Genomic DNA, 23691 nt, shown 5'->3' on the forward strand with positions numbered 1-23691 from the left:
CGTCAGCAGCGCAACCGAGGTGGCAGCGGTGTCTCGGCACCGGCCCCCCGGTTGAGGTAGGTCGACTGGGCGAAGGCGACGAAGCGTTCCGCGTCGGTCGCCGTGGAGGCCAGTCCGAACGAGACACGGACCGCGCCGCCCGTCGGCAGACGCAGCGCCATGAGGTACTGGTCGATCGTGTCGACCCCCGCCAACAGCCGCTGCCGGGTCGACCACCGGCTGATCCCGAACGCGCCCTCGCCCGCGCCCGGGTTGCAGAAACAGCCGGTACGCAGGGAGAAACCTGCCGCTGCCGCCTCCCGCGCGACGAGCCGTTCGTCGACAAGCGTGCCGTCCGGGTGGCGGAGGTTGAACGTCACAGTGCCACCGCGCCCCGCGCCCGTCGTCGGCCCGTAGACCTGGACCAGTGGCCCGCCGGTGTCGTGCCGCAGGGTGGCCAGCCGCTCCAGCAGCCATTCGGTGAGCAGGCCGACCCGGGAGTGCACGAGGTCCACGCCGATCGAGTCGAGCCAGCGCAACCCGACCTCCACGTCCGGGATGCTCAGGAAGTTGAGCGTGCCGTCCTCGAACGCCGACTCGTCGTCCATCGGCCGGTGCCAGTCGCCCTGCACGCTGACCGCGCGGATCGTGCCGCCAGCGAACCACGGACGGCGCAGCCGGGCCAGCGCCGTACGGCGGGCCAGCAGCGCGCCGACCCCGGTGGGGTAACCGAAAAGCTTGTACCAGCTCAGGCACACGAAATCCGGCCGGACGACGCTGAGGTCCAGCCGGTTCGTCGGCGCGAAGGCGGCAGCGTCGAGCAACACGTCGTAACCCCGTTGGTGGGCCAGCTCCACCCAGCCCAACGGGTGCTGCACCCCGGAGAAGTTGCTCTGCGCCGGATAGGCGAACAACCCGCGACGACCGGGTCGACCCCACCGGCGGGACAGGCTGCCCCGGCCGGCGTCGAGCGCCGCGACCAGGTCCGACTCGGCGACCCGTAGCTCCGGCCCACTCAGCGGCACGTAGCGGACGGACGCGTGGGCCGACCGGGCGAACTCGCGGATGCCGTTTACCGAGTTGTGGTTGTCCCAGGTCAGCACCAGCGGCGCCGCCCGGCCGAAGTCGTACGCCTCGCCGACCAGCCGGCAGGCGCCGCTGGCGTTCGGGGTGAAGACGACGGCGTACTCGGCCGGGTCGGCGCGGAAGAAGTCGAGCACCGCGCGTCGCGCCGACTCCACAAGCGAGCTCGCCGCCGCACTCGTGGGATTCTCCGAGTGGGGGTTGCTGTACAGGCCGGCGAGCAGCCGATCGTGATGGGCGCGAACCTGGGTCTGGGCCGCCACCCCGGACCCGGCGTAATCGAGGTACACCTGCCCGTCGGTGTCCAGGTGCCGGTACTCGGTGGCGCGCAGCTCGTCGATCCGGCCGGTGGTGGCGTATCCCGGCAGCGCCGCGGGGGAGGCGTGCGGGATCGCGTCAGGACGCACGGCGGGAGTCCCGTCGGACCAGGACCGCCCAGGCCGCGCCCAGGAAGAGCAGCACGAAACCGCCGAGCACCAGCCAGCCGACCCACACCGGCCGGGAGAAGCTGTCGCCGTACGTGGCCAGCAGCGGCGGACCGAGCGGGGAGCCGCCGTCGCGCCAGAGCCCCTCCACCCCGACGGTGTGCCCCAAGCCCTCGAACGCCCACCGATTCGACATCGCGTAGCTGATCCACTGACCGCCGACCGCCATGGCCGGCACCGGCAGGATCGCGCCGACGAACAGCACCTGGGGGAAACACAGCATCGGCAGCATGAGCGTCGCCTGGGCCGTGTCGGACACGGCCGCCGAGCACAGCAGACCGAGGGCGAGCGCCGCCGCCGAGGAGAGCAGCAGGGTCGCGTACAGGGCCGCGAAGTCGGCGCCGCCGAGCGGCGGCAACCTGTCCATGCCGCGCAGCACCCCGAGCAGGGCCAGGTCCACCAGGGCCAGCAGCGGCAGCAGCGCCGCGACCTTCGCCATCAGGTACGGGGCCAGCCGGACGCCGGCCAGCCGCTCCCGGCGCAGGATCGGCAGCTCGGTGCAGATCTGCAGGAGCCCGTAGGTCAGCCCGAAGAAGAAGCCGCCGAACGCGATCCAGAACAGGATCATCACGGTCACCGTCGGGCTGGGTCTGCTCGGCTCGAACGCCCCCGGACGGAACAGCAGCGCGAACATGCCGAGCACCATCAACGGCGAGCCGAGCAGGATCGCCAGGGTCAGCCGGTTGCGGACGACGATCTCGGCGTTGCGCGCGGTGAGGACCGCCCACTGGCGCAGCCGGCCGACACGCCGGGGCGGCGTCGCGGCGAGGTCACCACCGTCGGCGTCACGTTGCTGGACGTCGTGTTGCTGGGTGTCGCGTTGCTCGGCGAAGCGATCGGGCCACTCGGCGGGTCGGGTCGCGTCGTCGAGCCGGAGGTGCACCTCGACGAGGGAGCGCAGGCCGAAGAACTCCCGGGCCGCCGCCGGGGTGCCGGTGAACGCCAGCCGGCCCTGACGGGTCAGTACGACGACCCGGTCGCAATGGTCCACGTCGATGACCTGATGGGTGGTCAGCACGACTGTGGCTCCCGTGTCGGCGAGCGCGCGGAGCACCCGGAGCAGCTCCACGGCGATAGCCGGGTCCAACCCCGAGGTGGGCTCGTCCAGGAAGAACACGCCGGGCCGGGTGAGCAGCTCGACGGCGATGCTGGCGCGCTTGCGTTCACCGCCGCTGAGCAGGCCCACCGGCGTGGCGGCCCGGTCGGTGAGTCGCAGCTCGGCGAGCACCTCGGCGACCCGGTCCCTGATCTCGGCCGGCCCGGTGCTGGAGGGCAGGCGCAGCCGGGCGGCGTACCGCAGGGTGCGGGCCAGGGGCAGCTCGCGGTGGATGATGTCGTCCTGCGGAACGACACCGATGCCGCCGGCCGCGGCCGTGCCGTCGTACGTCACGGTGCCCGCCGCCGGTGGCCGCACCCGGGCGAGGATCTCCAGCAGGGTGGTCTTACCGGCGCCGCTGGCACCGATGATCGCGACCAGCTCGCCCGGCGCGATGCTCAGGGAGATGTCGGTCAGGATCTGGCGACCGCCCCGGACGGTCTGGCCCAGCCCCTGAGCGGCGATGCCGACACCGGCACGCGGGGGAGACGTGGTCTGCTCGGTCGTCATTCGAGTGCTCGATCCGGTCGGTGGGGGTCCGCCTGAATATCGTGCCTCGCCGATGTTACTGAGCGACCGCGCAGTGCGCCCGGAGTGGACGGTCAGCGACCGTCGTCCGTTCAGCCGGTGATGGTCCGTGCCTGCTCCGGCACCTGGAGGAGATCCAGGCAGTTGCGCCAGAGCGTCTCCAGCTGGGTCGGATCATTGAGCAACTTCGCGAGCAGGACCCGCCCCTCGATCTGCGCGACGATCGATCGGGCGGCTTCCCGGCTGTCGACCGCCGAGCCTGCCAGGCCGCGCTCCTTCGCCTCGACGACGACCCGCTCGATGAGGCTGATCTGCTCCTCGAAGATCTCCTGGAGCCGACCGCGGATCTCCTCGGCCTGGTTACTGAGTTCGAGGGCGAGGTTGCCGAACAGGCAGCCCGCGACCACGCCGGCTTTCTGCTGGCCGACGCGCTGGACCTCCTCGGTGGCCTCGAACAGGTCCCGGAGTCGCTGTAGGGGGTCGCGCTCGCTGCCGAGCAACTGCTCCCACTGGCGGCGCTGGGTGACCCAGTGCTCGTCGATGACGGTGCGGGCGAGCGCCTGCTTGGACTCGAAGAAGTAGTAGAAGCTGCCCTTGGGCACGCCCGCCGCCGCGCAGATCTCGGCCACGCCGAGCGCGGTGTAGCCGCGCTGCTCGATCAGTGCGGCGGCCGCGCTGAGGATCTTGTTCTTCGCGTCACTGGTCCGACCCATGACTCGACGATACACGACCGGTCGGCTAGCTTTTAGTAGACCAGTCGTCTAGTGAAGGTGGTTTCCTCATGAACAGCAGTCAGGGACCGAAGGTCGTCGTGATCACTGGCGCCTCCCAGGGCATCGGCGCCAGCCTCGTCGACGCCTACCGCAAGCTCGGGTACGGCGTCGTGGCGACCTCCCGCTCGATCGGCGCGTCCGACGACCCGGAGATCGTCACGGTCCGGGGCGACATCGCCGAGGCCGACACCGCCGAGCGGGTGGTGCGTGCCGCGCTGGACCGTTTCGGGCGGATCGACACCCTGGTGAACAATGCCGGCGTCTTCGTCGCCAAGCCGTTCACCGACTACACCGACGAGGAGTTCGACCTGGTCACCCGAGTCAACCTCGCCGGGTTCTTCCACCTCACCCGCCGTGTCCTGCCGCACCTGCTGGCCGAGGGCTCCGGGCACATCGTGAGCATCACGACCAGCTTCGTCGACCAGCCCAACTCGAACGTTCCGTCGGCGCTCGCGTCCCTCACCAAGGGTGGCCTCAGCTCTGCCACCAAGTCCCTGGCCATCGAGTACGCGGCTCGCGGCGTACGGGTCAACGCCGTCGCGCCCGGCATCATCAAGACCCCGATGCACCCGGTCGAGACGCACCAGACGCTCGCGGGCCTGCACCCGGTCGGCCGGATGGGCGAGACCAGCGACGTGGTCGACGCCGTCCTCTACCTCGAGAACGCCCCGTTCGTCACCGGCGAGATCCTGCACGTCGACGGCGGCCAGAACGCCGGTCACTGACTCCATTCCGCACCGAGAAAGGGGTAGACGATGCCGATCGTGACCATCCAGATCACCCGCGAGGGCAGCACTCCGGGCGCGTCCGCGGCGACCGCCGAGGAGAAGGCCGCCCTCATCAAGGGTGTGAGCGAGTTGTTGCGCGATGTCCTGAACAAGCCGATGACGTCGACCTTCGTGGTGATCGACGAGGTCGAGACCGAGAACTGGGGTCGCGGCGGCCTCCCGGTCGAACAGTTCCGCCAGCAGCAGGTGCCCGAGTAGGCCGGGGTTGCCCGCCGACTGGCTGGCCGTCCGCACCTGTGGTGAGGATGCTGCCCGCCAGTCGGCGTCGCTGATCGTTCCGTGCGACCGGCGGTCACCGGCTCGGCTGGACCGCCGGGGCCCCCGGCCGGCTGGGCTAGGCCGCCGGGGCCTCGGCCGGCTCGGCTAGGCCGCCGGGGCCTCGGCCGGCTCGGCTAGGCCGCCGGGGCCTCGGCCGGCTCGGCTAGGCCACTGGGACTTCGGCGAAGAACTGCCGCAGGGTGTCGGCGACCAGGGTGGGTGCCGTCATGGTCACGAAGTGCGACTGGCCCGCCCAGACGACGTGGCGGGCCGCCGGGATCGTCATCGCGAGGGCGTTCATCGTGGTGGGCATCGGCTCCCAGGTGTCCGCGCCGGCCAGTAGGAGAGTCGGCACAGCGATCGAGGACCACCGGGCGATGTCCGTGCTGTCCTGCGCGAGGGCTTCGAGATCGTGCAGCCAGCCGACCGCCGAGCGGCGCGCCTCGACCGGGTCGGGCACCCGCTGGCCGCCCACGAGCGCGGCGACGATCTCGGCCGGAACCCGCGTCACGTCGTTCAGGGCCGCTGCCATCGCGGCGGCGTCGTCGCGCTCGAAGGCGGCGCGGTACCGGTCGAGCATGGGCGCGATCCCCGCCCCGGCCGCGAAGAGTGGCGGCTCGAAGATGGCCAGGGAACGCACGTCGCGTGGATCAGCCAAGGCGGTGTGCAACGCCAGGGTCGCTCCGTAGGACGCGCCGACGAGGTGGACCGGCGGACCCCCGGGTTTGCGGGCCGCCTCGATGACGGCGACCAGATCGGCTGTCTCGTCCCGGAAGGACTTGGTGCCGGCCGGAATGTCGCTGGGACCGTATCCGCGTCGGGCCGGCAGCCACACCTCGTGGTCATGGGAGAGGTGCTCCGCGACGGCGGCCCAGGAGTGCAGCCCGCCACCCGAGCCGTGCACCAGGACGACGGGGTCTCCGACGCCCAGGCGCCGCACCACCAGGCGGGTGCCGTCGGCCGACTCGACCGACTGATCGTGGCTGCTCACTGCTGCTCCCGTTTCTCGGAGGGCCAGTTGCTCAACGTGGTGTGCACCGCGTCGAGGATCGACTGCCACGACGCGTCGACGGCGCGGGGATGCCCGAAGCCGTCGACCGTTTCGAGGCTTGCGAAGCCGTGGAAGGTGCTGCGGACGAATCGCATCGCGTCGGTCAGGGCCGGCTCGTCGAGCCCGTACCCGCGCAGCATCGCGTAGCTCAACTCGATCATGCGCAGGTGCCCCGCCGAGCGCGTGCCCACCTCGGGTGGCAGCTGAAGCTGGGTCGCCGTGTACTGCCCCGGGTGCGTGACGGCGAACGCGCGCCAGGCGTTGGCGAACCCGACCAGGGCCTGGCGGCCGGCCCGCCCCGCCACCGCGATCGCGAGCGCGTCGGCGAACGAGGCCGCAGCCCGGACCGCGACGTGCTCGATCAACGCGTCGCGGCTGCGGACGTGCACGTACAGGGCGGCGTCCGTCACCCCGAAGTGCCGGGCGACGGCCGCGACGGTCAGCCGTGACAGGCCGACCGAGTCCGCCAGTTCGGCTGCGGCGGCCGAGACGCGCGCGCTGGTCAGACCCTGCCGTGGCATGCCGCACCTTTGCTTCGCTAGGAAATAACTTAGGCATCCTAAGATAGCACCGCCCGGCCGCGGTCGTGCCGGGCAGGTATGAACGGCCCAGTCGGGGGAAGACCGGCCGTTCCGCAGCCGAACGGGAGAGTCGGGATGAGAGCCGTCGTCTACACGGACGTCCGGACTGTCGTGGTGCGGGAGGTGCCCGACGCGACGGCGGTGCTGCGCCCGAGCTGACCGGCCGGCCCCGGTGCGGTGTGCCGCTCCGAACCACACTTAACGGACGTTGGGGCACTGACCTGTCGTCCGGTGCCCGTCGCTGCGCGATGGCGGCTGTCGATGCGCTCGGCCGGCAGAGGCGTGGGTCACATCAGGTGCCCGAGGCTCGCGGTGTGCCCCGCGTACGGCGTCGGGGCCGGTGCCCAATCACCGACGTTCGATGGCGCGACGTGTGCGCTGCGTTACCGGCTTCCTCGTCCCAGGCGTGTCTTGCCTGGTGGGAAAGCTGCGGGAATGGCCGGAGTCGATTGGCACGTTGTCGCAGGTGGGCGTGGGTGCTGCGGCTCGACCGGGGGCGCCGGGAGAGGCTGCGGTGGCTGCTGTGACGGGCGAACACTGTGCGACATCTATATTGCCGGATTGTTACCTTTTCAACAGTCCCTCGCCTTGCGGATGGCCCGGCGGCCGCAATACGTTGCCGTCAACAACAAAACCAAGTGAAGGTTCAACCTTCCGGAGGCAACCGATGACGTTGGCGAGGTGGTACGAGCGATGAGCGACGTGCCCATCCTCCTTGAGATGCGTTCCATCACCAAGGAGTTCCCCGGAGTCAAGGCCCTCTCCGACGTCAACCTGGTGGTTCGCGCCGGCGAGATCCATGCCATCTGCGGCGAGAACGGTGCGGGCAAGTCCACCCTGATGAAGGTGCTCAGCGGGGTGTACCCGCACGGCACCTACGACGGCAAGATCGTCTACCAGGGGTCGGAGAGCAAGTTCTCCGACATCCGGGCCAGCGAGAACGCCGGCATCGTGATCATCCACCAGGAGCTCGCGCTCATTCCAGGAATGTCGATCGCCGAGAACATCTTCCTCGGCAACGAACCGCGCAAGCGGGGCGCGATCGACTGGAAGGCCGCGAACCGGATGGCGCTGGACCTGATGGCCCGGGTCGGTCTGGAAGAGGACCCGGACACCCTGATCAAGGACATCGGAGTCGGCAAGCAGCAGCTCGTCGAGATCGCCAAGGCATTCGCCAAGGACGTGAAGCTGCTCATCCTCGACGAGCCCACCGCGGCTCTCAACGAGGCCGACTCCCGCCACCTGCTGGACCTGCTGCGTGGTTTCCGCTCCCGTGGCATCACCTCGATCATGATCTCGCACAAACTGAACGAGATCGAGGCGATCGCCGACCAGATCACCATCCTGCGCGACGGCCGGACCGTGGAGACCCTCGACGTCAAGGCGGACGGGGTCGACGAGGACCGGATCGTGCGGGGCATGGTCGGCCGCGAGCTGAGCAGCCGGTTCCCGGACCACACGCCGAAGATCGGTGAGGTCTTCTTCGAGGTCCGCAACTGGAACGTCCGGCACCCGATCTCGGCCGAGCGGCAGGTCTGCAAGAACGAGAGTTTCGTGGTGCGCCGCGGCGAGATCGTCGGCTTCGCCGGTCTCATGGGCGCGGGCCGCACCGAACTCGCGATGAGTGTCTTCGGCCGCTCCTACGGGGTGTACGAGTCGGGCACGATCATCAAGGACGGCAAGGAGATCGTGCTGAAGTCGGTCGCCGACGCGATCGACAACGGCCTCGCGTACGTCAGCGAGGACCGCAAGGCGATCGGCCTCAACCTGCTCGACGACATCAAGACGTCGACGGTGGCGGCCAAGCTGTCCAAGATCCGGCACCACGGCGTCCTGAACGAGGTCGAGGAATACCAGGCGGCTGAGGCGTACCGCAAGGAGTTGCGGACCAAGGCCCCGACGGTCGACGAGAGCGTCTCGAAGCTCTCCGGCGGCAACCAGCAGAAGGTCGTCCTGGCCAAGTGGATGTTCACGGACCCGGACCTGCTGATCCTCGACGAACCGACGCGCGGCATCGACGTGGGTGCCAAGTACGAGATCTACGGCATCATCCAGCGGCTCGCCGACCAGGGGAAGGGCGTCATCGTCATCTCCTCGGAGCTGCCTGAGCTGATCGGGCTCTGCGACCGCATCTACACCGTGTTCGAAGGCGCCATCACGGGCGAGATCGCTCGGGCGGACGCGGACCCGGAGACCCTCATGAAGCAGATGACCTCGACGAAGAAGTTGGCCACCCGATGAGCCGTATCAAGGACCTTCAGAAGAACCTGTTTGGAGGCACGACCTCCAACGCCCGCCAGTTCGGGATGATCTTCACCCTGGTGGCGATCGTCTTGATCTTCCAGATCTGGACCAATGGGCTGACGCTGCGGTCGGACAACCTGATCGCGCTGTTCCAGCAGAACTCGTACATTCTGATTCTGGCCATCGGCATGCTCATGGTGATCGTGGCCGGGCACATCGATCTCTCGGTCGGCTCGGTCGCGGCCTTCACCGGCATCCTGGTCGCCAAGTCGATGACCGAGTGGGATCTGCCCTGGCCCGCCGCCATCCTGTTCGGCCTCGTGATCGGCGCGGTCATCGGTGCCTGGCAGGGCTTCTGGGTGGCCTACGTCGGGGTGCCGGCGTTCATCGTCACCCTGGCCGGCATGCTGCTCTTCCGCGGTGGCAACCAGTTCATCGGCAACGCGCAGAGCATCCCGGTGCCGGAGGGCTTCCGGGAGATCGGGTCGGGCTTCCTGCCCGAGTTCGGGCCGGACACCGGCTACAACAACGCCACGCTGCTGCTGGGTCTGGCCGCGGCGTTGGCGGTGGTGTGGCGCGAGATCAGGGCCCGCAACACCCGTCGGGCGATGGACGCCGACCCGGCGCCCATGTGGGTCTCGATCCTGCGGATGGCCATCATGGTCGGGGTCATCGCCTTCGCCTCGCTGCGCTTCGCCAGCGGTCGCGTCGGCACCAGCTTCCCGATCTCCGGCATCATCCTGCTGGTTCTGGTCATCGCGTACTCCTTCTACACCCGCAACACGGCAGGCGGCCGGCACATCTACGCGGTGGGCGGCAACTCCCGGGCGGCTGAGCTGTCCGGCGTGAAGCTCAAGCGGGTCAACTTCTTCGTCATGATGAACATGTCCGTCCTGGCCGCGCTGGCCGGCATGATCTTCGTGGCCCGTTCGGCGGCCTCCGGGCCGCAGGACGGCAACGGCTGGGAGCTCGACGCCATCGCCGCGGTCTTCATCGGTGGCGCGGCCGTCGCCGGTGGTATCGGCACCATCAGCGGCTCGATCGTCGGTGGTCTCGTCATGGCCGTGCTCAACAACGGCCTCCAGCTTCAGGGCGTGGGCACCGACAAGGTCCAGATCATCAAGGGCCTCGTCCTGCTGCTGGCCGTCGCGATCGACGTCTACAACAAGAGCCAGGGGCGGTTCTCCATCATCGGAAGTCTGATGCGGCCGTTCCGCCGCGACGACTCCGCCGCACCCGCCTCACCGCCGGACGCGGAGCGCGAGCCCGCCAAGGCAGCGGTGTCCGGCTGACGGTCACCGACCTCTCCACCCCGTTTTAATTCCAGAAAGGCAAGTCCTCACCATGCGTAAATTCTTCGGCACGTCGGTGGTCGCCATCAGCGCCGCCGCCATGCTGGCCCTCGCCGGTTGCGGCTCCGGCCGTGACGGCGACTCCGGCTCCAAGGGCGAGGCCGCCAAGGGCTTCCCGGCGAACTCGCTGATCGGCGTGGCCCTCCCGGCCAAGACCTCGGAGAACTGGGTCCTCGCCGGTGACCTGTTCACCAATGGCCTGAAGGAGGCCGGCTTCGAGGGCAACGTGCAGTACGCGGGCGCGTCGACCACCGTCGCCGACCAGCAGGCCCAGATCACCTCCATGGTGACCAAGGGCGCCAAGGTCATCGTCATCGGCGCGACCGACGCCGCGCAGCTGTCGACCCAGGTCGCGGCCGCCCACGCGGCCGGCGTGAAGGTGATCGCCTACGACCGGCTGATCACCAACGCCCCGGACCTCGACTACTACGTCGCCTTCGACAACTTCAAGGTCGGCCAGCTCCAGGGCCAGGCCCTGCTGGACGGCATGAAGGCCAAGAAGCCGAACGGCCCGTACAACATCGAGCTGTTCTCCGGCTCGCCGGACGACAACAACGCCGGTGTCTTCTTCAACGGCGCGATGGACGTGCTCAAGCCGGAGATCGACAAGGGCAACGTGGTCGTCGCCTCGGGTCAGAAGGACGTCAAGCAGACCGCCATCCAGGGCTGGAAGGCCGAGGGTGCGCAGGCCCGCATGGACCAGCTGCTGACCTCGACCTACGGCAACAAGGAGCTGGACGGCGTCCTCTCCCCGAACGACACGCTGGCCCGCGCCATCCTGACCTCGGTCAAGGGTGCTGGCAAGCCGACCCCGATCGTCACCGGTCAGGACTCCGAGGTTGAGTCGGTCAAGTCGATCGTCAAGGGCGAGCAGTACATGACGATCAACAAGGACACCCGCAACCTGGTGAAGGAGACCATCAACATGGTCAAGGCTCTCCAGGCCGGCGACAAGCCGCAGGTGAACGACACCAAGTCCTACAACAACGGCAGCAAGGTCGTCGACACGTACCTGCTCCCGCCGGTCGCCGTCACCAAGGCGAACGCGGCTGAGGCGTACGCCACCGACCCGAAGCTCGCGCCGCTCACCAAGTAATCACCGCACGGTAGGTAGTAACGCCGATGGGTCCCGGGTCTCCTCTACCGGGACCCATCGTCGTCCCTGCGCCCCCGCACCAACCGGCCTCGACCCGGAAGGAGGTCTGACCGTGGCGACACCAGTACGGGCCAGGCCAGCCGGCGTCGGCCGCAACGCCGAGTCCCCGCTGCCGTCGGTCCCCGGCGCCAGCCAGGAGGAGATCCGGCGGCAGAACCTCGGCGCTGTGCTGCGCTACGTCCACCTGCACGGACCGACGTCCCGCGCCGAACTGACCAGCCGGCTCGGCCTCAACCGAAGCACCATCGGCGCCCTCGCGGCGGACCTGGTCACCAGCGGCCTGGTCACCGAGGAGGCCCCGACCACCACCCGCCGTGCCGGCCGCCCCTCACTGGTGGTCAGTCCCCGCTCCGACCGGGTCTACGCGCACGCGTTGAGCATCGACGCGGATCGGCTGCGTGCCGCCCGGGTCGGCCTCGGCGGGCAGATCCTCGATCTGCGCGAGATCCCCCGACCCAGCGGCATGTCGGCGCTCGATGCCGTGGGGCCCCTCGCGGACCTGGTCCGCGACATGGAACGCTCCGTGGCCGGCGACGCGCTGCTGGTCGGTGGCGCCGCCGCGGTCACCGACACCACCCGCGACCCGGACGGCAGGATCCGGATCGCCAGCATCGACGAGACGCTCGGCGCCGCCCTGGAGGCGGAGTTCAGCGCCGGCCCCGGTTTCGTGGCCGGTGACCTGGCCGACATCGCCGGCCTGGCCGAGCACGTCCGGGGCGTCGCGGCCGGCATCGACGACGTCATCTACCTGCACGGTGACCTGGGCATCAGCGCCGGCATCATCGTCGGTGGCCGACTGGTGATCGGCCACCGGGGGCACAGCGGCAAGGTCGGCCACATGGTCGTGAACCCCAATGGCCTGCCCTGCGGCTGCGGCTCACGCGGCTGCTGGGAGACCGAGATCTCCGAAGCCGCGCTGTTGCGGCACGCCGGCCGTGACCCGAGCGACCGCGCGGCGGTGGCCGAGGTGCTGCGCGCGGCGGCGGACGACGACCCGACCGCCCGCGCGGCCGTCGAGCAGGTGGCGGACTGGCTCGGCTTCGGGGTGGCGAACCTGGTCAACGTGGTCAACCCGGACGCCGTGGTGTTCGGTGGCTCGCTGCGCGACATTTTCACCGCCGGCGCGGACGTGGTCCGGGACCGGCTGGACACCATGCCACTGCCCAGTTCCCGCGAGCACCTGCGGTTGCGCGCGGCGGCACTCGGCCCCGACGCGGTCCTGATCGGTGCCGCCGAGTTGGCGTTCGACAAGCTCCTGGCCGACCCGCTGAACGTCGGCGTCGCGGGCCAGATCGGGACCGCGGACTCGGCGTAGCCGTCGCGGCCAGCACCCCCGCCCGGGCGATGAACAGCCGCCCGTCCAACGAGACGACAGGTCGACGAATTCGGTCGATCCATCCTTGGCGTATCCACTACCGTACGTTGTACGGTAGTGGTCGTTTGTCGGTCGGACGAGGGGAACGCTGTGGCGACGAGTGGGAACGCGATAGTGGCGGAAGGGCTGCGCAAGCGGTATCGGGACCGGTACGCGCTCGACGGTTTCGACCTGCGGGTGCCGCAGGGAACGGTCTGCGGCCTGCTCGGCCCGAACGGGGCCGGCAAGACCACCTCGGTACGGATCCTGTCCACCCTGCTCCGACTCGACGAGGGTCGTGCCGAGGTGGCCGGCTTCGACGTGACCCGTCGGCCCGACCAGGTGCGCTATCGCATCGGGCTGGTGGGGCAGCATCCCGCGCTGGACGAGGCGCTCAGCGGCCGGCAGAATCTGGTGCTCTTCGGCCGGCTGTTCCACCTGGGCCGCCGCCGGGCCCGGCAGCGGGCGGTCGAGCTGCTGGAACGCTTCGGTCTCGCCGACGCCGCCGAGCAACCGGTCAGCACGTACTCCGGAGGCATGCGCCGGCGGCTCGACCTGGCGGCCGGCATGATCCTGGCCCCGTCGGTCCTCTTCCTCGACGAGCCCACCACCGGGCTGGATCCGCGTGGTCGCAACGAGGTGTGGGAGTCGGTCCGGGAGTTGGTGCGTGCCGGCACCACGGTGCTGCTCACCACCCAGCAGCTGGACGAGGCCGACCAGCTCGCCGACCGGATCTCGGTGGTCGAGGCCGGCCGGGTCATCGCCGAGGGGACCCCGGACAACCTCAAGACCCGACTCGGCGGCGACCGGATCGAGGTCGTCGTCGCCGCACCGACCGACCTTGCCGCCGCCGTCGCCCAGGTACGCCAGGCAGCCGACGACGAACCGACTGTCGACGTGGACCGGCGGATGGTGAGCGTCCGGGTCGGTCACCAGGCCGGTGCGCTCGTCGACGTGCTGCGGGCGCTCGACGCGGTGAACGTCCCGGTTATGGACGTCGCGCTGCGCCGTCCGACCCTGGACGACGTGTTCCTGCACCTCACCGGGCACCGGGCACCGACCGCCGAGGTGGCAGCGTGAGCGCGGTGAGCATGCCGGCCCCGGCGGTGGATCTGACGCCCGGACGGCCCACCCTCCTGGCCGACAGCAGCGCGTTGATCTGGCGCGCGCTGGCCCGGTGGCGACGCGACCCTGGCCCGCTGATCGCCTCGCTCGGCTTCAACATCCTGATCGTGCTGATGTTCGCCTACCTGTTCGGTGGTGCGTTGCGGGTGCCCGGCGGCGGCAGCTACCGGGAGTTCCTGATGCCCGGCATGTTCGTGATGACGATGGTCTTCGGCATCAGCCTCACCACGATCGCCGTTGCCGAGGACCTGGAGCGCGGGGTGACCGACCGGCTCCGATCGATGCCCGTCTCGCCGCTGGCGCCGCTGGTGGCCAGGGCCGTGGCCGACATGCTGTTCGCGCTCGTCACCCTTGGGGTCCTGCTGCTGACCGGCCTCGCGATCGGGTGGCGGGCGCACGGAGGGGCCGGTGCCACGCTGGCGGCGGTGGGGCTGATCCTGCTGCTGCGCTTCGCCCTGATCTGGGTCGGCATCTTCCTCGGGTTGGTCACCCGTGGGCAGACGGCCGTGATGGCCGTGCAGACCCTGGAGTTCCCGCTCGGCTTCCTCTCCAACGCGTTCGTCGCACCGTCCACCATGCCCGCCTGGCTCGGTGCGGTGGCCGCGTGGAACCCGCTGTCGGCGACCGTCGGCGCCGCCCGCGAGCTGTTCGGCAACCCCGGCTGGGGTGGTGACTCCTGGGCGGCGCAGCACTACCCCTGGCTGGCGGTGGTGTGGCCGCTCGTACTGGTAGCGGTCTTCCTGCCGCTCTCGGTCGCCCGCTACCGGCGGCTGGCCGGCTGAGCTCGCGCCCGGATGGCGATCCCACTCTCTGGGTCCGCTCGTTGTCGGTGGTCGCCGTTAGGCTCGCCGGCGTGGATGTGCACCGACTCGATCGGGCCCAGGCGCGGCGGATCGCCATCCGGGCCCAGCTGCTGGCCGCTCCGCGTCCGACCGACCTCCTGACCGTGGTCCGCCAGCTGACCCTCGTGCAGATCGACCCGACCGCCGCCGTCGCCCCCAGCGCCGACCTCGTCTGCTGGAGCCGGCTCGGCTCGTCTTACCAGCCCACGCACTTGCGCGAGGCCCTGGAACGGGACCGGACGCTCTTCGAGCACCAGGCGATGGTGCGACCGATGGACGACCTGGGGCTCTTCCTCGCGGCGGTGGCGGCGTCGCCCGGTCACGAGCGCCACAGCGAGTGGCTGCGCGCCAACGACTCGTTCCGGCGGGACGTGCTCGACCTGCTCGGCCGCTCCGGTCCGCTGCTCTCCCGCGACATCCCGGACACGAGCGCCGTGCCGTGGCCGTCGTCGGGCTGGACCAACAACCGCAACGTCACTCAGATGCTGGAGTTCCTGGTCCTGCGCGGCGAGGTCGCGATCGCCGGCCGTCAGGGCCGACAGCGGCTCTGGGACGTGGCCGAGCGGGTCTACCCGGCCGGCACACCCGTCGTCGAGCTGGAGCAGGCGCGCCGACTCCGCAACGAGCGACGGCTGCGGGCGCTGGGCATCGCTCGGGCGAAGGCGGTGGTCGTGCCCGGCGAGCCCGCCGACGTCGGCGACGCCGGCGAGCCGGCCGTGATCGAGGGCGTCGCGGGGGAGTGGCGGGTGGACCCGGCCGCGCTCGGGCAGCCCTTCACCGGGCGTACGGCGCTGTTGTCGCCGTTCGACCGGCTGGTGCACGACCGGGTCCGCCTCGCGGACCTCTTCGAGTACGAGTACGTGCTGGAGATGTACAAGCCCAGGGCGAGCCGCCGGTGGGGCTATTTCGCGCTGCCGATCCTGCACGGTGATCGGCTGGTCGGAAAGGTGGACGCCACGGCCGAGCGTCGGCGCGGCACGCTCACCGTGCACGCCATTCACGAGGACGTGCCCTTCACCCCGGAGGTGACCCGGGCCGTGCACGAGGAGCTGCACGACCTTGCGTCCTGGCTGTCGCTGACCGTCGAGGGCCTCCGCTGACGGGTGATCGCCGAGGCCCCCGCTCCTCGACGAGCACCCGTCGCCCAGCTAGGCGATCCGGCGGACCCGACGCACAGCCAGGTAGACCAGGAGCAGGGCGAGGGCGACGAAGATGCCCGTCTCGATGCCCTGGAACAGCCAGAACCGGTCCGCCGGCTGGTACAGCTCCCAGTTGTACGCACCCGGCTTGAGGCCCAGTTCGGCGCCGCAGGTCCGGCCGTCCGGCCCCTTGCCGCCCGGCGGGCACTGGATGCGGGTGTCCTCCGCCACCATCGCCCCGTCGGCGTTGCGGATGCCCACGGAGAGGACCCAGTCGCCCCGGTCCCCCTCCGGGATCCCGCCCCCGTCGATCGGGAATGTCTGGGTGCGGGCCGGCTGGTAGTGCGGTCGGGCCAGGACCGCGATCGCCGCCCGCACGCCGATGAACCCGGCGAGGGTGATGCCCATGGCGGGCAGCATCCGTTTCCACACGGTGCCGGCGAAGATGCCGAGCGCCACCGCGAAGAGGGTGTAACCGATCGGGACGACACCCTGCAGGTCGAAGACGATCAGACCGAACCGGCCCTCGGGCGCGGTCTGGGTGAGCGGTTCGACCCACCAGGACATGCCCAGCCCGTAGCCGATCGCGAGGACCAGTGCGCCCGCGCCAACCAGGCCGAACTTCACCAGGGCCCACCGGTTCCGGCCGACACCCTGGGTCCAGACGAACCGGTGCGTGCCCTGCTCGACCTCGCGGGCGACCAGCGGGGCGCCCCAGAACAATCCGACAAGCACCGGCAGGGTGATCAGGAGTACGGCCAGCAGGTTGAGGCTGCCGTACTGGTTGGTGAAGCGGTGGAAGCCCGCGTCGCAGGTCTCGCGGGTCGTCTGCGCCACGTCGGCACGGGCGAGCTGGCTGACGCAGTCCGTCAGCCCGAGGTCGGCGAAGGTGTGCCGCATCGACAGGCCGATCGGCACCAGCACGGCGGCCAGCACCGCAAACCCCAGCAGGGTGTAGAGCGCCTGCTTGCGGTGTTGCCGCCAGGTCAACCAGATCATGCTGCCACTCCCCACTCGCTGTGCTTGGTCTGCGTGGTGCCGTCGGCCAGATAGGCCAGCACGACGTCCTCCAGGCTGACCTCGCGGACCGTCCAGGCCGGATCGGTGACCGGCCCGTCGGTACGGACCAGCAACGTGGACTGCCGATCGGTGTGGCTGTCCCGGACCACTGCGGTGACGCCCCCGATTGCGCCGCCGTCGTGGCGCGGCCCGACGAGCTGCCGGTGCTCGGCGACCAGGTCGTCGACCGCGCCGGTGAGCTGCACCTGGGAGGCGTTGAGCACGATCAGGTAGTCGCAGACCCGTTCCAGGTCGGCCAGCAGGTGCGAGGAGAGCAGGACTGTGGTGCCCGACTCCGCGACGCTGCCCATCAACGACTGGAGGAACTCCCGTCGAGCCAGCGGGTCGAGGCTGGCGACCGGTTCGTCGAGCAGCAGCAGCCGCGGCTGCTTCGCCAGTGCCAGGGCAAGCGCGACCTGGGCCCGTTGACCGCCGGAGAGCTTGCCGACCGGCTTGTCCGGCGGTATGCCGAGCTGCGCCAGCCGCTGGCGGGCCAACGCCGCGTCCCACCGCTTGTTCAGCTTGCCGCCGGCGACGACCAACTCGGACGCCGTGAAGTCCCGGTACAGCGGGGTGTCCTGGGCGACGAAGCCGATGTCGGCCAGGCCCTCCGTGTCACCGTAGGGGGACCGGCCGAACACCCGGACCGTGCCCGCGTCGGGCTTGAGCAGCCCGACGGCCAGGTGCAACAGCGTGCTCTTGCCGGCGCCGTTCGGCCCGACCAACGCGGCGATCCGGCCGGCCGGCAGATGCAGCGAGCAGTCCCGTAACGCCCAGGTGCTGCCGTACCGCTTGCCGAGCCGGTCTGCTTCCAAGACCATGTCCATCCGTTGTCCTCTCGTTCCGCTCATGCGTGCTCCTTGTGCGGGGCGTCGTCGGTGAGGGTGGCGCGCAGCGTCGTCTCCACCAGGGCGATGACGTCCTCGGCCGTGAGGCCGGCAGCTTGCGCCCGGTGCAGCCAGGCGACCAGGTCGTCGCGTAGCTCGGCCTGGTTGGGCAGGGACGCGCCGGCCAGGGTGCGCTGGACGAACGTGCCCACCCCGGGGCGGCCGCCGACCAGACCCTCGATCTCCAACTCCCGGTACGCCTTCAGCACCGTGTTCGGGTTGATCGCCAGGGATTGCGCGACGTCCCGGACCTTCGGCAACTGGTCGCCCGGCGTCAGCAGGCCAACCCGCAGCGCCTGTTTCACCTGCTGCACGAGCTGCATGTAGGTGTTCACCTTCGACCGGCTGTCCAGTACGAACTCGATCACTCCCGATGATCCTTCCTGTTGTCCTACGACAGTAGGACTAATAGACAGCTTCATCGGTGACCCACCGGCTGTCAAGTCCGTCGTGTTCGAAGCGGCGTGCCCTGTCCGGCGCGGCGGGCCGACCCCTGTGGCACCGGCAGGCCAGCGGTTGGCACCGACGGGTCAGCCCGATGGGAAGGGACCGGCAGCGATCCGTGGGACGGGGAGGTGTTCGATGGTCACCAACGAACTGACGACGTCGAGGGCGACTCCGCTGCAGGCCGCTCGCGCCCGGGGCCGCGTACGCGGGCGGTTGATCCTGCTCGGCCCGGCGTTCGTCGCCGCCGTCGCCTACGTCGACCCCGGCAACTTCGCCACCAACTCCGCCGCCGGTGCCCGCTACGGCTACCTGCTGGTCTGGGTCGTGGTGGTGGCCAACCTGATGGCGATGCTGGTGCAGACGCTCACCGCGAAGCTGGGTCTGGCCACCGGGCGCAGCCTGCCCGAGTTGTGCCGGGAGCGCCTACCCCGGCCGGTGAACCGGATGATGTGGGTGCAGGCCGAGTTGGTCGCCATGGCCACCGACCTGGCCGAGGTGATCGGCGGCGCGGTCGCCCTGTACCTGCTCTTCGGCATCCCCCTGCTGCCCGGCGGGATCATCATCGGTGCGGCCGCGTTCGCCGTGCTCGCGTTGCGCTCGCGCGGCTACCGCGCCTTCGAGGTCGCCATCGCCGTGCTGCTCGGTGTGATCGTGCTGGCCTTCGCCGCCAACCTGCTCGCCTCCGGCTCCGACCCCGCCTCGGCCGTGGCCGGTCTGGTGCCGCGCCTGCAGGGCACGGACAGCGTGCTGCTGGCCGCCGGCATCCTCGGCGCGACAGTCATGCCGCACGTCATCTACGTGCACTCCGCGCTCACCCGTGACCGCATTCCCGCCGCCGACGACACCGAGCGCCGGATCCTGTTCCGCGGCCAGCGCACCGACGTACTGCTCGCCCTGAGCGCGGCCGGCGCGGTCAACCTCGCCATGCTGCTGATCGCCGCCGCCAGCTTCCGGGGCGGCGGCCCGAGCGGTGCGGACAGCCTGGAGGGGGTGCACGCCGGGCTCGGCCAGACCATCGGGACCGCCGCCGCGTTCGGGTTCGCCGTCGCCCTGCTGGTGTCGGGGCTCGCCTCCACGAGCGTGGGCACCTACGCCGGAGAAGTGATCATGCAGGGCTTCCTGCGGCGGCGGGTTCCGCTGCTGCTGCGTCGCCTGGTCACCCTGCTGCCCGCGTTGGCCGTGCTCGCCATCGGCCTCGACCCGACCCAGGCGCTCGTACTGTCCCAGGTCATCCTCAGTTTCGGCATCCCGTTCGCGCTGATCCCGGTGGTCGCCTTCACCCGCCGCCGCGACCTGATGGGCAACCTGGTCAACCACCCGCTCACCACCGCCGCCGCGTCCCTGGTGGCCCTGCTGGTGGTCGCGCTCAACGCGTTCCTCCTCTGCCAGGTCGTCGCCGGCTGAGCCGGCTGGTCGGCGTCGCCGGCTGAGCCGGCTGGTCGGCGTCGCCGGCTGAGCCGGCTGGCCAGCGTCGCCGGCCGGGCCTGCGTGGGCGGGCGTGGTCAGGTGCGGCGTCCCTCGTCGCGGGTGGGGATCTCCTGGCGCTGTTCGAGGGCGTCCGCCGGGTTGGCGTCGGCCGGCAGCGATGTCACCTCCTCGAGGGTGCCCGCCGGGAAGGCGCCCTGCTCGGCCAGGTCGGCCTCGGCCGCCTCCGGGTCCACGTCACCAGACATCCGGTCCGGCGGCCCCACGTCGAAGGCGTCCTGTCGTTGCTCAAGGGCATCCGCCTCCGGAGGAGGGATCGTGCCGCCTTGTTCGTCCCGGTACGTGCTCATCGGAGCCTCCCACCCGGCGGGGTCGACATGCCGCCGGTCCGCTGCCTACCCGCCACCGCCGCACTCAGGCCGCCCCGCCGGTCAAGATCTGGGCAGTTTCCGGGTAGGTGCTGCCTCCCGCGCCGCGGAGGCAGCACCTACCCGGTTGTTGCGCGGATCTTGACGGTGGTCTCGCGTCAGGGTGTGCGGCAGCGGCCCGCGGTTGGATTCCGCACCGTGGTGGGTGCTCCCAGATCGACCGGGGCCGGGCCGCCGGAGCAGGTCAGTGCTCCTACCTGGCCGCCGGCGAGGATGGGCGCCGACGCGGTACCGGTCAGCGCCAGCGGCCCGGTCACCCGCGCCCCCACCACCGTGCCGTGGTCGGTCGGACCGTACCGGTCTCCGCACCGACAGGTAACCCTCGGCGGTCAGTCGGCCGGCGCCTCGGGTGTGGTGTTCCGGTGGGTACCGGCGGCCAGTCCCAGCGCCAGCAGCACGCACACCGCGCCGACCAGGAAGAGCAGCGACGCGGCCGGCTGGCCCAGCCACTCCCAGTAGGGGTGCCAGGCGGGGTGTGGCTCGCCGAGGTGGTGGTGCAGCAGTTGCGGTGCGGCCAGGGGCACCGGCAGCCACCACAGCACCACGGCCACCCCGGCCAGCATGTTCACCGTGCCGCGACTACGGCGTCCCTCGGTGCGTCGGCTGACCCAGCCGAAGACCAGCCAGCCGGCCACCGCGCCCAGCACCGTGCCGAGCACTCCGGCGGGGACCACAAGGGGCGGCGGCGCGCGGTGCAGCTCGACCGAGAGGTAACTGGCGTCGACGGCTGTCTGCGAGGAGATCGAGGCGTTCAGGATGGTGTCGCCACGTCGGGCGGTCAGCGCGGTGGCGGTGATCGCCCGCGGGGTGGCGCACATCTTGTCCCCACAGGTTATGCCCTCGGACACCTGTGGGTCGTACACCCGCCAGCCGGCACCGGTCAGGCGCTCCTGGGCCACCGTGACGATCTGCGCGGCCGGCGCCGGTGGCGCTCTCCTGGTACTCGCCGCCGTCACCGAACACCAGGCTCTTGACGGTCCCCAGGCGCAGCGCGTGCCCGTAGACGACGAAGAGCGCCGGTGGGGTGTCGATCTCGCCCAGGTCGTGGCCGGGGAAGACCTCGGTCAGGATGACGGCGGCCTCGGCCCGGTCGGGTTGCGGTCGGGACGTCTCCCAGGCGGCCCGGCTGGCCAGCGCGCCGGTGAAGAGGCCGCAGACGACCGCGGCGAGCGGCACCCACGCGACGGCGGCGCCGCCGGCCGGGCGGCCGAGGCGGCGCAGCAGTCGCCGTCCGAACCGGGCGGCCGGCGCGGTGTCGCTCACGGACATGGCCACCCTCCAGCTTCAAAATCAGGCGGAGCGACAGTACATCGACCAGGGATTCCGGCGCGTCCCCCCGATGACCGTCGACCGTGGCGGCGATCGGTCAGGATGGGCGGGTGGCCGGTCCCGGCCGCGACGAGGAGGGTGGGCGATGCGGGTACGCGGACGGTTGACCTGGGGGCGGCGCGCTCGTGCGGGAGTGGTGCTGACCGCGTTGCTCGCGGGCGTGCTGCCGCCGGCCGTGACGCTGGTACCAGGCGCCGCCACGGCGGGGGCGGCGGCGGGGACGCCGGTCTGCCAGGTGCGCGACGACCGGCTGCGCGAGATCTCCGGGATGGTCGCCACCGACGACGGCTACGTCGTGATCAACGACGGGGCCGACGACGAGGCCCGCCGCCGGATCTTCTTCCTCGACCAGCGCTGCGCGGTGGTGCGAACCGTCTCCTTTCCGTCCCGGCCCCGCGACACCGAGGACCTGGCCATCGGCCCGGACGGCACCCTCTGGGTCGCCGACATCGGCGACAACGACCGTTCCCGGCTGACGGTCGGCGTGTGGCGGCTCGCGCCGGGAGCGGAGAAGCCGGTGCTGCACCGGATGACCTACCCGGACCGTCCGCACGACGCCGAGGCGCTGCTGCTCGACGCGTCCGGTCAGCCGTTGATCGTCACCAAGGGCGGCAGTGGCAGCGTCTTCCTGTACGGCCCAGCCACCGCGCTGCGGCCGGACGCGACGCCGATGCTGACCGCGCTCGGCACGGTGACCCTGCCGACGACCACGACCAGCAACCCGTTCTCGTTCCTGGGGCGCGGCGTGATCACCGGCGCGGCGAGCGCGCCGGACGGACGGCGGGTGGTGCTGCGCAGCTACGCCGACGCCTTCGAGTACGACGTGCCCGACGGCGACGTGGTTCGTGCGTTGACCACCGGCACCCCGCGGGTCACACCGTTGCCGGACGAGCCCCAGGGCGAGTCGATCACCTACAGTCGCGACGGCCGGTCGTTGCTGACGGTCTCCGAGTCCGCCGGTCAGCCAGCCGGCGCCCGCTCGACGATCCTGCGTTACCCGGCCACGGCCACCTCGGCCACCGCCGTGCCCTCCACGGAGTCCGTCGACCCGGTGACGCCCACGGCGTTCAGTCCGGCCGCCGGGGAGGTCGGCGGTGAGGGTGGGCGGACCTGGCCGCTGGTGTTCGGCGCCGGGACACTGCTGGTCCTGCTCGGGCTGGCCGGCTTGCTGTGGTGGAGGCACACCGCGCGCCGGTGAGCGGGCCGGGCCTGCGGCAGGATGGGGGCATGTCCGTCCTGTCCACGCTGCGCCACCCGATCATCGCCGCCCCGATGGCTGGCGGTCCGTCCACGCCCGCGCTGGTGGCCGCCGTTTCCGCAGCGGGTGGGCTGGGCTTCCTCGCCGCCGGGATGATCGACACCGGCCGGCTGGTCGCCGACGTCGCCGAGGTCCGCGCGCGTACCGATCGGCCGTTCGGTGTCAACGTCTTCCTTCCCGACCCCGGTGACGTCGACACGGCCGCCGTCCAGGCGTACGCCGAGCGGCTCGCCCCGCAGGCCGCGCGGCGCGGGGTGCGGCTGGGCGAGCCGGTGGGCGGCGACGACGCGTACCCGGAGAAGCTTGCCGCGCTGCTCGCGGACCCGGTCCCGGTCGTGTCCTTCGTGTTCGGGCTGCCCGACCGGGCGGCGGTGACCGCCCTGCGCGAGCGGGGCACCGAGGTGTGGGCCACCGTCACCCGTCCGGACGCGGCGACCGCCGCCGCCGAGCTGGGTGTGGACGCGGTGGTGGTGCAGGGCACCGAGGCCGGTGGGCATCGCGGCGGCCTGCCGGACGACGACGACTACGGGCTGCTGCCGCTGCTCCGGCTGACCGCCGCCCGCTGTGACCGGCCGCTGGTGGCCGCGGGCGGCCTCGTCGACGGCCCCGCGGTGGCCGCCGTGCTTGCCGCCGGCGCCGCCGCCGCGCAACTCGGCACGGCCTTCCTGCGCTGCCCGGAGGCGGGCAGCTCGCCGATGCACCGGGCGGCGGTGGCCGGTGCCACGCCGACCGCGTTGACCCGGTCGTTCACCGGCAAGCGGGCCCGGGGTGTGGCCAACGACTTCCTGCGCCAGCACGACGCGGTGGCACCGCGCGGTTACCCCCAGGTGCTGCACCTGACGCGCCCCCTGCTCGCCGCCGCCCGGCGCGACGGGGACACGTCGGTGGCCAACCTGTGGGCCGGGCAGGCGCACCCGCTGGCCCGGGACCTGCCGGCGGCGCAGGTGGTCGCCGAGGTGAGCGCCGACGCCCGGGCCGCGCTGGCCACAGTGGTCGAGCGGTCCGGCCGCTGGGGCTGAGCAGG

General features: G+C 71.1%; 22 protein-coding genes. 12 read left to right on the plus strand and 10 right to left on the minus strand.

Going from position 1 to position 23691, the window contains the following annotated elements; all coding sequences use genetic code 11:
- Positions 1-2 precede the first annotated feature (2 nt).
- The 3 genes from ACLQ3B_RS28930 to ACLQ3B_RS28940 all read right to left on the minus strand — a co-directional run bounded on the left by ACLQ3B_RS28930 (position 3) and on the right by ACLQ3B_RS28940 (position 3884).
- A complete protein-coding gene (locus ACLQ3B_RS28930) occupies positions 3-1469 on the minus strand; it encodes an aminotransferase class V-fold PLP-dependent enzyme (protein ID WP_425783864.1) in 1467 nt (488 codons plus the stop codon).
- Entirely contained in the window at positions 1459-3153 is a 1695-nt protein-coding gene (locus tag ACLQ3B_RS28935) for an ATP-binding cassette domain-containing protein (RefSeq protein ID WP_425783865.1), read from the minus strand. Before ACLQ3B_RS28935 ends, ACLQ3B_RS28930 begins: the two co-directional genes overlap by 11 nt.
- Before the next feature lie 110 nt (positions 3154-3263).
- Complete coding sequence (locus ACLQ3B_RS28940) at positions 3264-3884, minus strand: TetR family transcriptional regulator C-terminal domain-containing protein (protein ID WP_425783866.1); 621 nt, start codon at positions 3882-3884, stop codon at positions 3264-3266.
- A 68-nt stretch (positions 3885-3952) separates the two neighbouring features.
- Between ACLQ3B_RS28940 and ACLQ3B_RS28945 the strand changes: the two genes are divergently transcribed.
- Positions 3953-4669: an SDR family NAD(P)-dependent oxidoreductase gene (locus ACLQ3B_RS28945; protein WP_425783867.1), complete on the plus strand. Its 717-nt coding sequence runs from the start codon at positions 3953-3955 to the stop codon at positions 4667-4669.
- Between the two features lie 30 nt (positions 4670-4699).
- Positions 4700-4930, plus strand: a complete 231-nt coding sequence (locus tag ACLQ3B_RS28950; protein ID WP_425783868.1) for a tautomerase family protein — start codon at positions 4700-4702, stop codon at positions 4928-4930.
- A gap of 223 nt (positions 4931-5153) precedes the next feature.
- Here the strand turns inward: ACLQ3B_RS28950 and ACLQ3B_RS28955 are convergent, their stop codons facing one another.
- A complete protein-coding gene (locus tag ACLQ3B_RS28955; protein ID WP_425783869.1) occupies positions 5154-5981 on the minus strand; it encodes an alpha/beta fold hydrolase in 828 nt (275 codons plus the stop codon).
- Positions 5978-6562, minus strand: coding sequence for a TetR/AcrR family transcriptional regulator (locus ACLQ3B_RS28960; protein WP_425783870.1), 585 nt, complete (start codon positions 6560-6562; stop codon positions 5978-5980). Before ACLQ3B_RS28960 ends, ACLQ3B_RS28955 begins: the two co-directional genes overlap by 4 nt.
- Before the next feature lie 753 nt (positions 6563-7315).
- On the opposite strand from ACLQ3B_RS28960, the gene mmsA reads away from it, so the two are divergent.
- The 7 genes from mmsA (at position 7316) to ACLQ3B_RS28995 (ending at position 15795) form a co-directional block, all read left to right on the plus strand.
- Entirely contained in the window at positions 7316-8863 is a 1548-nt protein-coding gene (mmsA, locus tag ACLQ3B_RS28965; protein ID WP_425783871.1) for a multiple monosaccharide ABC transporter ATP-binding protein, read from the plus strand.
- The gene (mmsB, locus tag ACLQ3B_RS28970; RefSeq protein ID WP_425783872.1) at positions 8860-10158 is read left to right on the plus strand and encodes a multiple monosaccharide ABC transporter permease; all 1299 of its coding nucleotides are present in this window, start codon (positions 8860-8862) and stop codon (positions 10156-10158) included. Before mmsA ends, mmsB begins: the two co-directional genes overlap by 4 nt.
- 52 nt (positions 10159-10210) lie before the next feature.
- Complete coding sequence (locus ACLQ3B_RS28975) at positions 10211-11314, plus strand: substrate-binding domain-containing protein (RefSeq protein ID WP_425783873.1); 1104 nt, start codon at positions 10211-10213, stop codon at positions 11312-11314.
- A gap of 112 nt (positions 11315-11426) precedes the next feature.
- Positions 11427-12689, plus strand: coding sequence for an ROK family transcriptional regulator (locus ACLQ3B_RS28980; RefSeq protein WP_425783874.1), 1263 nt, complete (start codon positions 11427-11429; stop codon positions 12687-12689).
- A gap of 150 nt (positions 12690-12839) precedes the next feature.
- The gene (locus ACLQ3B_RS28985) at positions 12840-13808 is read left to right on the plus strand and encodes an ATP-binding cassette domain-containing protein (RefSeq protein WP_425783875.1); all 969 of its coding nucleotides are present in this window, start codon (positions 12840-12842) and stop codon (positions 13806-13808) included.
- An 11-nt stretch (positions 13809-13819) separates the two neighbouring features.
- Positions 13820-14635: an ABC transporter permease gene (locus tag ACLQ3B_RS28990; protein ID WP_425784002.1), complete on the plus strand. Its 816-nt coding sequence runs from the start codon at positions 13820-13822 to the stop codon at positions 14633-14635.
- 71 nt (positions 14636-14706) lie between these two features.
- Positions 14707-15795: a DNA glycosylase AlkZ-like family protein gene (locus ACLQ3B_RS28995; protein WP_425783876.1), complete on the plus strand. Its 1089-nt coding sequence runs from the start codon at positions 14707-14709 to the stop codon at positions 15793-15795.
- A 48-nt stretch (positions 15796-15843) separates the two neighbouring features.
- Here the strand turns inward: ACLQ3B_RS28995 and ACLQ3B_RS29000 are convergent, their stop codons facing one another.
- The 3 genes from ACLQ3B_RS29000 to ACLQ3B_RS29010 are packed head-to-tail and all read right to left on the minus strand — an operon-like array spanning position 15844 to position 18148.
- Positions 15844-16833 carry an ABC transporter permease gene (locus ACLQ3B_RS29000; RefSeq protein ID WP_425783877.1) on the minus strand — a complete coding sequence of 330 codons (990 nt, stop codon included), beginning with the start codon at positions 16831-16833 and terminating at the stop codon, positions 15844-15846.
- Positions 16830-17720, minus strand: coding sequence for an ABC transporter ATP-binding protein (locus tag ACLQ3B_RS29005; RefSeq protein ID WP_425784003.1), 891 nt, complete (start codon positions 17718-17720; stop codon positions 16830-16832). The genes ACLQ3B_RS29000 and ACLQ3B_RS29005 overlap by 4 nt, the downstream gene beginning before the upstream one ends.
- Before the next feature lie 20 nt (positions 17721-17740).
- Positions 17741-18148, minus strand: a complete 408-nt coding sequence (locus tag ACLQ3B_RS29010; RefSeq protein WP_091401257.1) for a GntR family transcriptional regulator — start codon at positions 18146-18148, stop codon at positions 17741-17743.
- 214 nt (positions 18149-18362) lie between these two features.
- Between ACLQ3B_RS29010 and ACLQ3B_RS29015 the strand changes: the two genes are divergently transcribed.
- Entirely contained in the window at positions 18363-19631 is a 1269-nt protein-coding gene (locus tag ACLQ3B_RS29015; RefSeq protein ID WP_425783878.1) for an Nramp family divalent metal transporter, read from the plus strand.
- 98 nt (positions 19632-19729) lie between these two features.
- Here the strand turns inward: ACLQ3B_RS29015 and ACLQ3B_RS29020 are convergent, their stop codons facing one another.
- Positions 19730-20002 (minus strand): hypothetical protein, encoded by a 273-nt coding sequence (locus ACLQ3B_RS29020; RefSeq protein ID WP_124822412.1) that lies wholly within the window; start codon positions 20000-20002, stop codon positions 19730-19732.
- 407 nt (positions 20003-20409) lie between these two features.
- Positions 20410-21036 carry a hypothetical protein gene (locus tag ACLQ3B_RS29025; protein ID WP_425783879.1) on the minus strand — a complete coding sequence of 209 codons (627 nt, stop codon included), beginning with the start codon at positions 21034-21036 and terminating at the stop codon, positions 20410-20412.
- A 458-nt stretch (positions 21037-21494) separates the two neighbouring features.
- On the opposite strand from ACLQ3B_RS29025, the gene ACLQ3B_RS29030 reads away from it, so the two are divergent.
- Both ACLQ3B_RS29030 and ACLQ3B_RS29035 read left to right on the plus strand, forming a co-directional pair.
- Positions 21495-22607, plus strand: coding sequence for a hypothetical protein (locus ACLQ3B_RS29030; protein WP_425783880.1), 1113 nt, complete (start codon positions 21495-21497; stop codon positions 22605-22607).
- A gap of 29 nt (positions 22608-22636) precedes the next feature.
- Entirely contained in the window at positions 22637-23686 is a 1050-nt protein-coding gene (locus ACLQ3B_RS29035; RefSeq protein ID WP_425783881.1) for an NAD(P)H-dependent flavin oxidoreductase, read from the plus strand.
- The last annotated feature ends 5 nt before the right edge of the window (positions 23687-23691 follow it).

Source organism: Micromonospora sp. DT53 (assembly GCF_049841535.1).
Lineage (GTDB): Bacteria > Actinomycetota > Actinomycetes > Mycobacteriales > Micromonosporaceae > Micromonospora.

Coding starts and splice junctions, on each gene's coding strand:
- ACLQ3B_RS28940 (WP_425783866.1), bottom strand. CDS start 3,884: ATGGGTCGGACCAGTGACGCGAAGAACAAGATCCTCAGCGCGGCCGCC.
- ACLQ3B_RS28975 (WP_425783873.1), top strand. CDS start 10,211: ATGCGTAAATTCTTCGGCACGTCGGTGGTCGCCATCAGCGCCGCCGCC.
- mmsA (WP_425783871.1), top strand. CDS start 7,316: ATGAGCGACGTGCCCATCCTCCTTGAGATGCGTTCCATCACCAAGGAG.
- ACLQ3B_RS29005 (WP_425784003.1), bottom strand. CDS start 17,720: ATGGACATGGTCTTGGAAGCAGACCGGCTCGGCAAGCGGTACGGCAGC.
- mmsB (WP_425783872.1), top strand. CDS start 8,860: ATGAGCCGTATCAAGGACCTTCAGAAGAACCTGTTTGGAGGCACGACC.
- ACLQ3B_RS29000 (WP_425783877.1), bottom strand. CDS start 16,833: ATGATCTGGTTGACCTGGCGGCAACACCGCAAGCAGGCGCTCTACACC.
- ACLQ3B_RS29015 (WP_425783878.1), top strand. CDS start 18,363: ATGGTCACCAACGAACTGACGACGTCGAGGGCGACTCCGCTGCAGGCC.
- ACLQ3B_RS28990 (WP_425784002.1), top strand. CDS start 13,820: ATGCCGGCCCCGGCGGTGGATCTGACGCCCGGACGGCCCACCCTCCTG.
- ACLQ3B_RS28950 (WP_425783868.1), top strand. CDS start 4,700: ATGCCGATCGTGACCATCCAGATCACCCGCGAGGGCAGCACTCCGGGC.
- ACLQ3B_RS29035 (WP_425783881.1), top strand. CDS start 22,637: ATGTCCGTCCTGTCCACGCTGCGCCACCCGATCATCGCCGCCCCGATG.
- ACLQ3B_RS29020 (WP_124822412.1), bottom strand. CDS start 20,002: ATGAGCACGTACCGGGACGAACAAGGCGGCACGATCCCTCCTCCGGAG.
- ACLQ3B_RS29030 (WP_425783880.1), top strand. CDS start 21,495: ATGCGGGTACGCGGACGGTTGACCTGGGGGCGGCGCGCTCGTGCGGGA.
- ACLQ3B_RS28945 (WP_425783867.1), top strand. CDS start 3,953: ATGAACAGCAGTCAGGGACCGAAGGTCGTCGTGATCACTGGCGCCTCC.
- ACLQ3B_RS28935 (WP_425783865.1), bottom strand. CDS start 3,153: ATGACGACCGAGCAGACCACGTCTCCCCCGCGTGCCGGTGTCGGCATC.
- ACLQ3B_RS28960 (WP_425783870.1), bottom strand. CDS start 6,562: ATGCCACGGCAGGGTCTGACCAGCGCGCGCGTCTCGGCCGCCGCAGCC.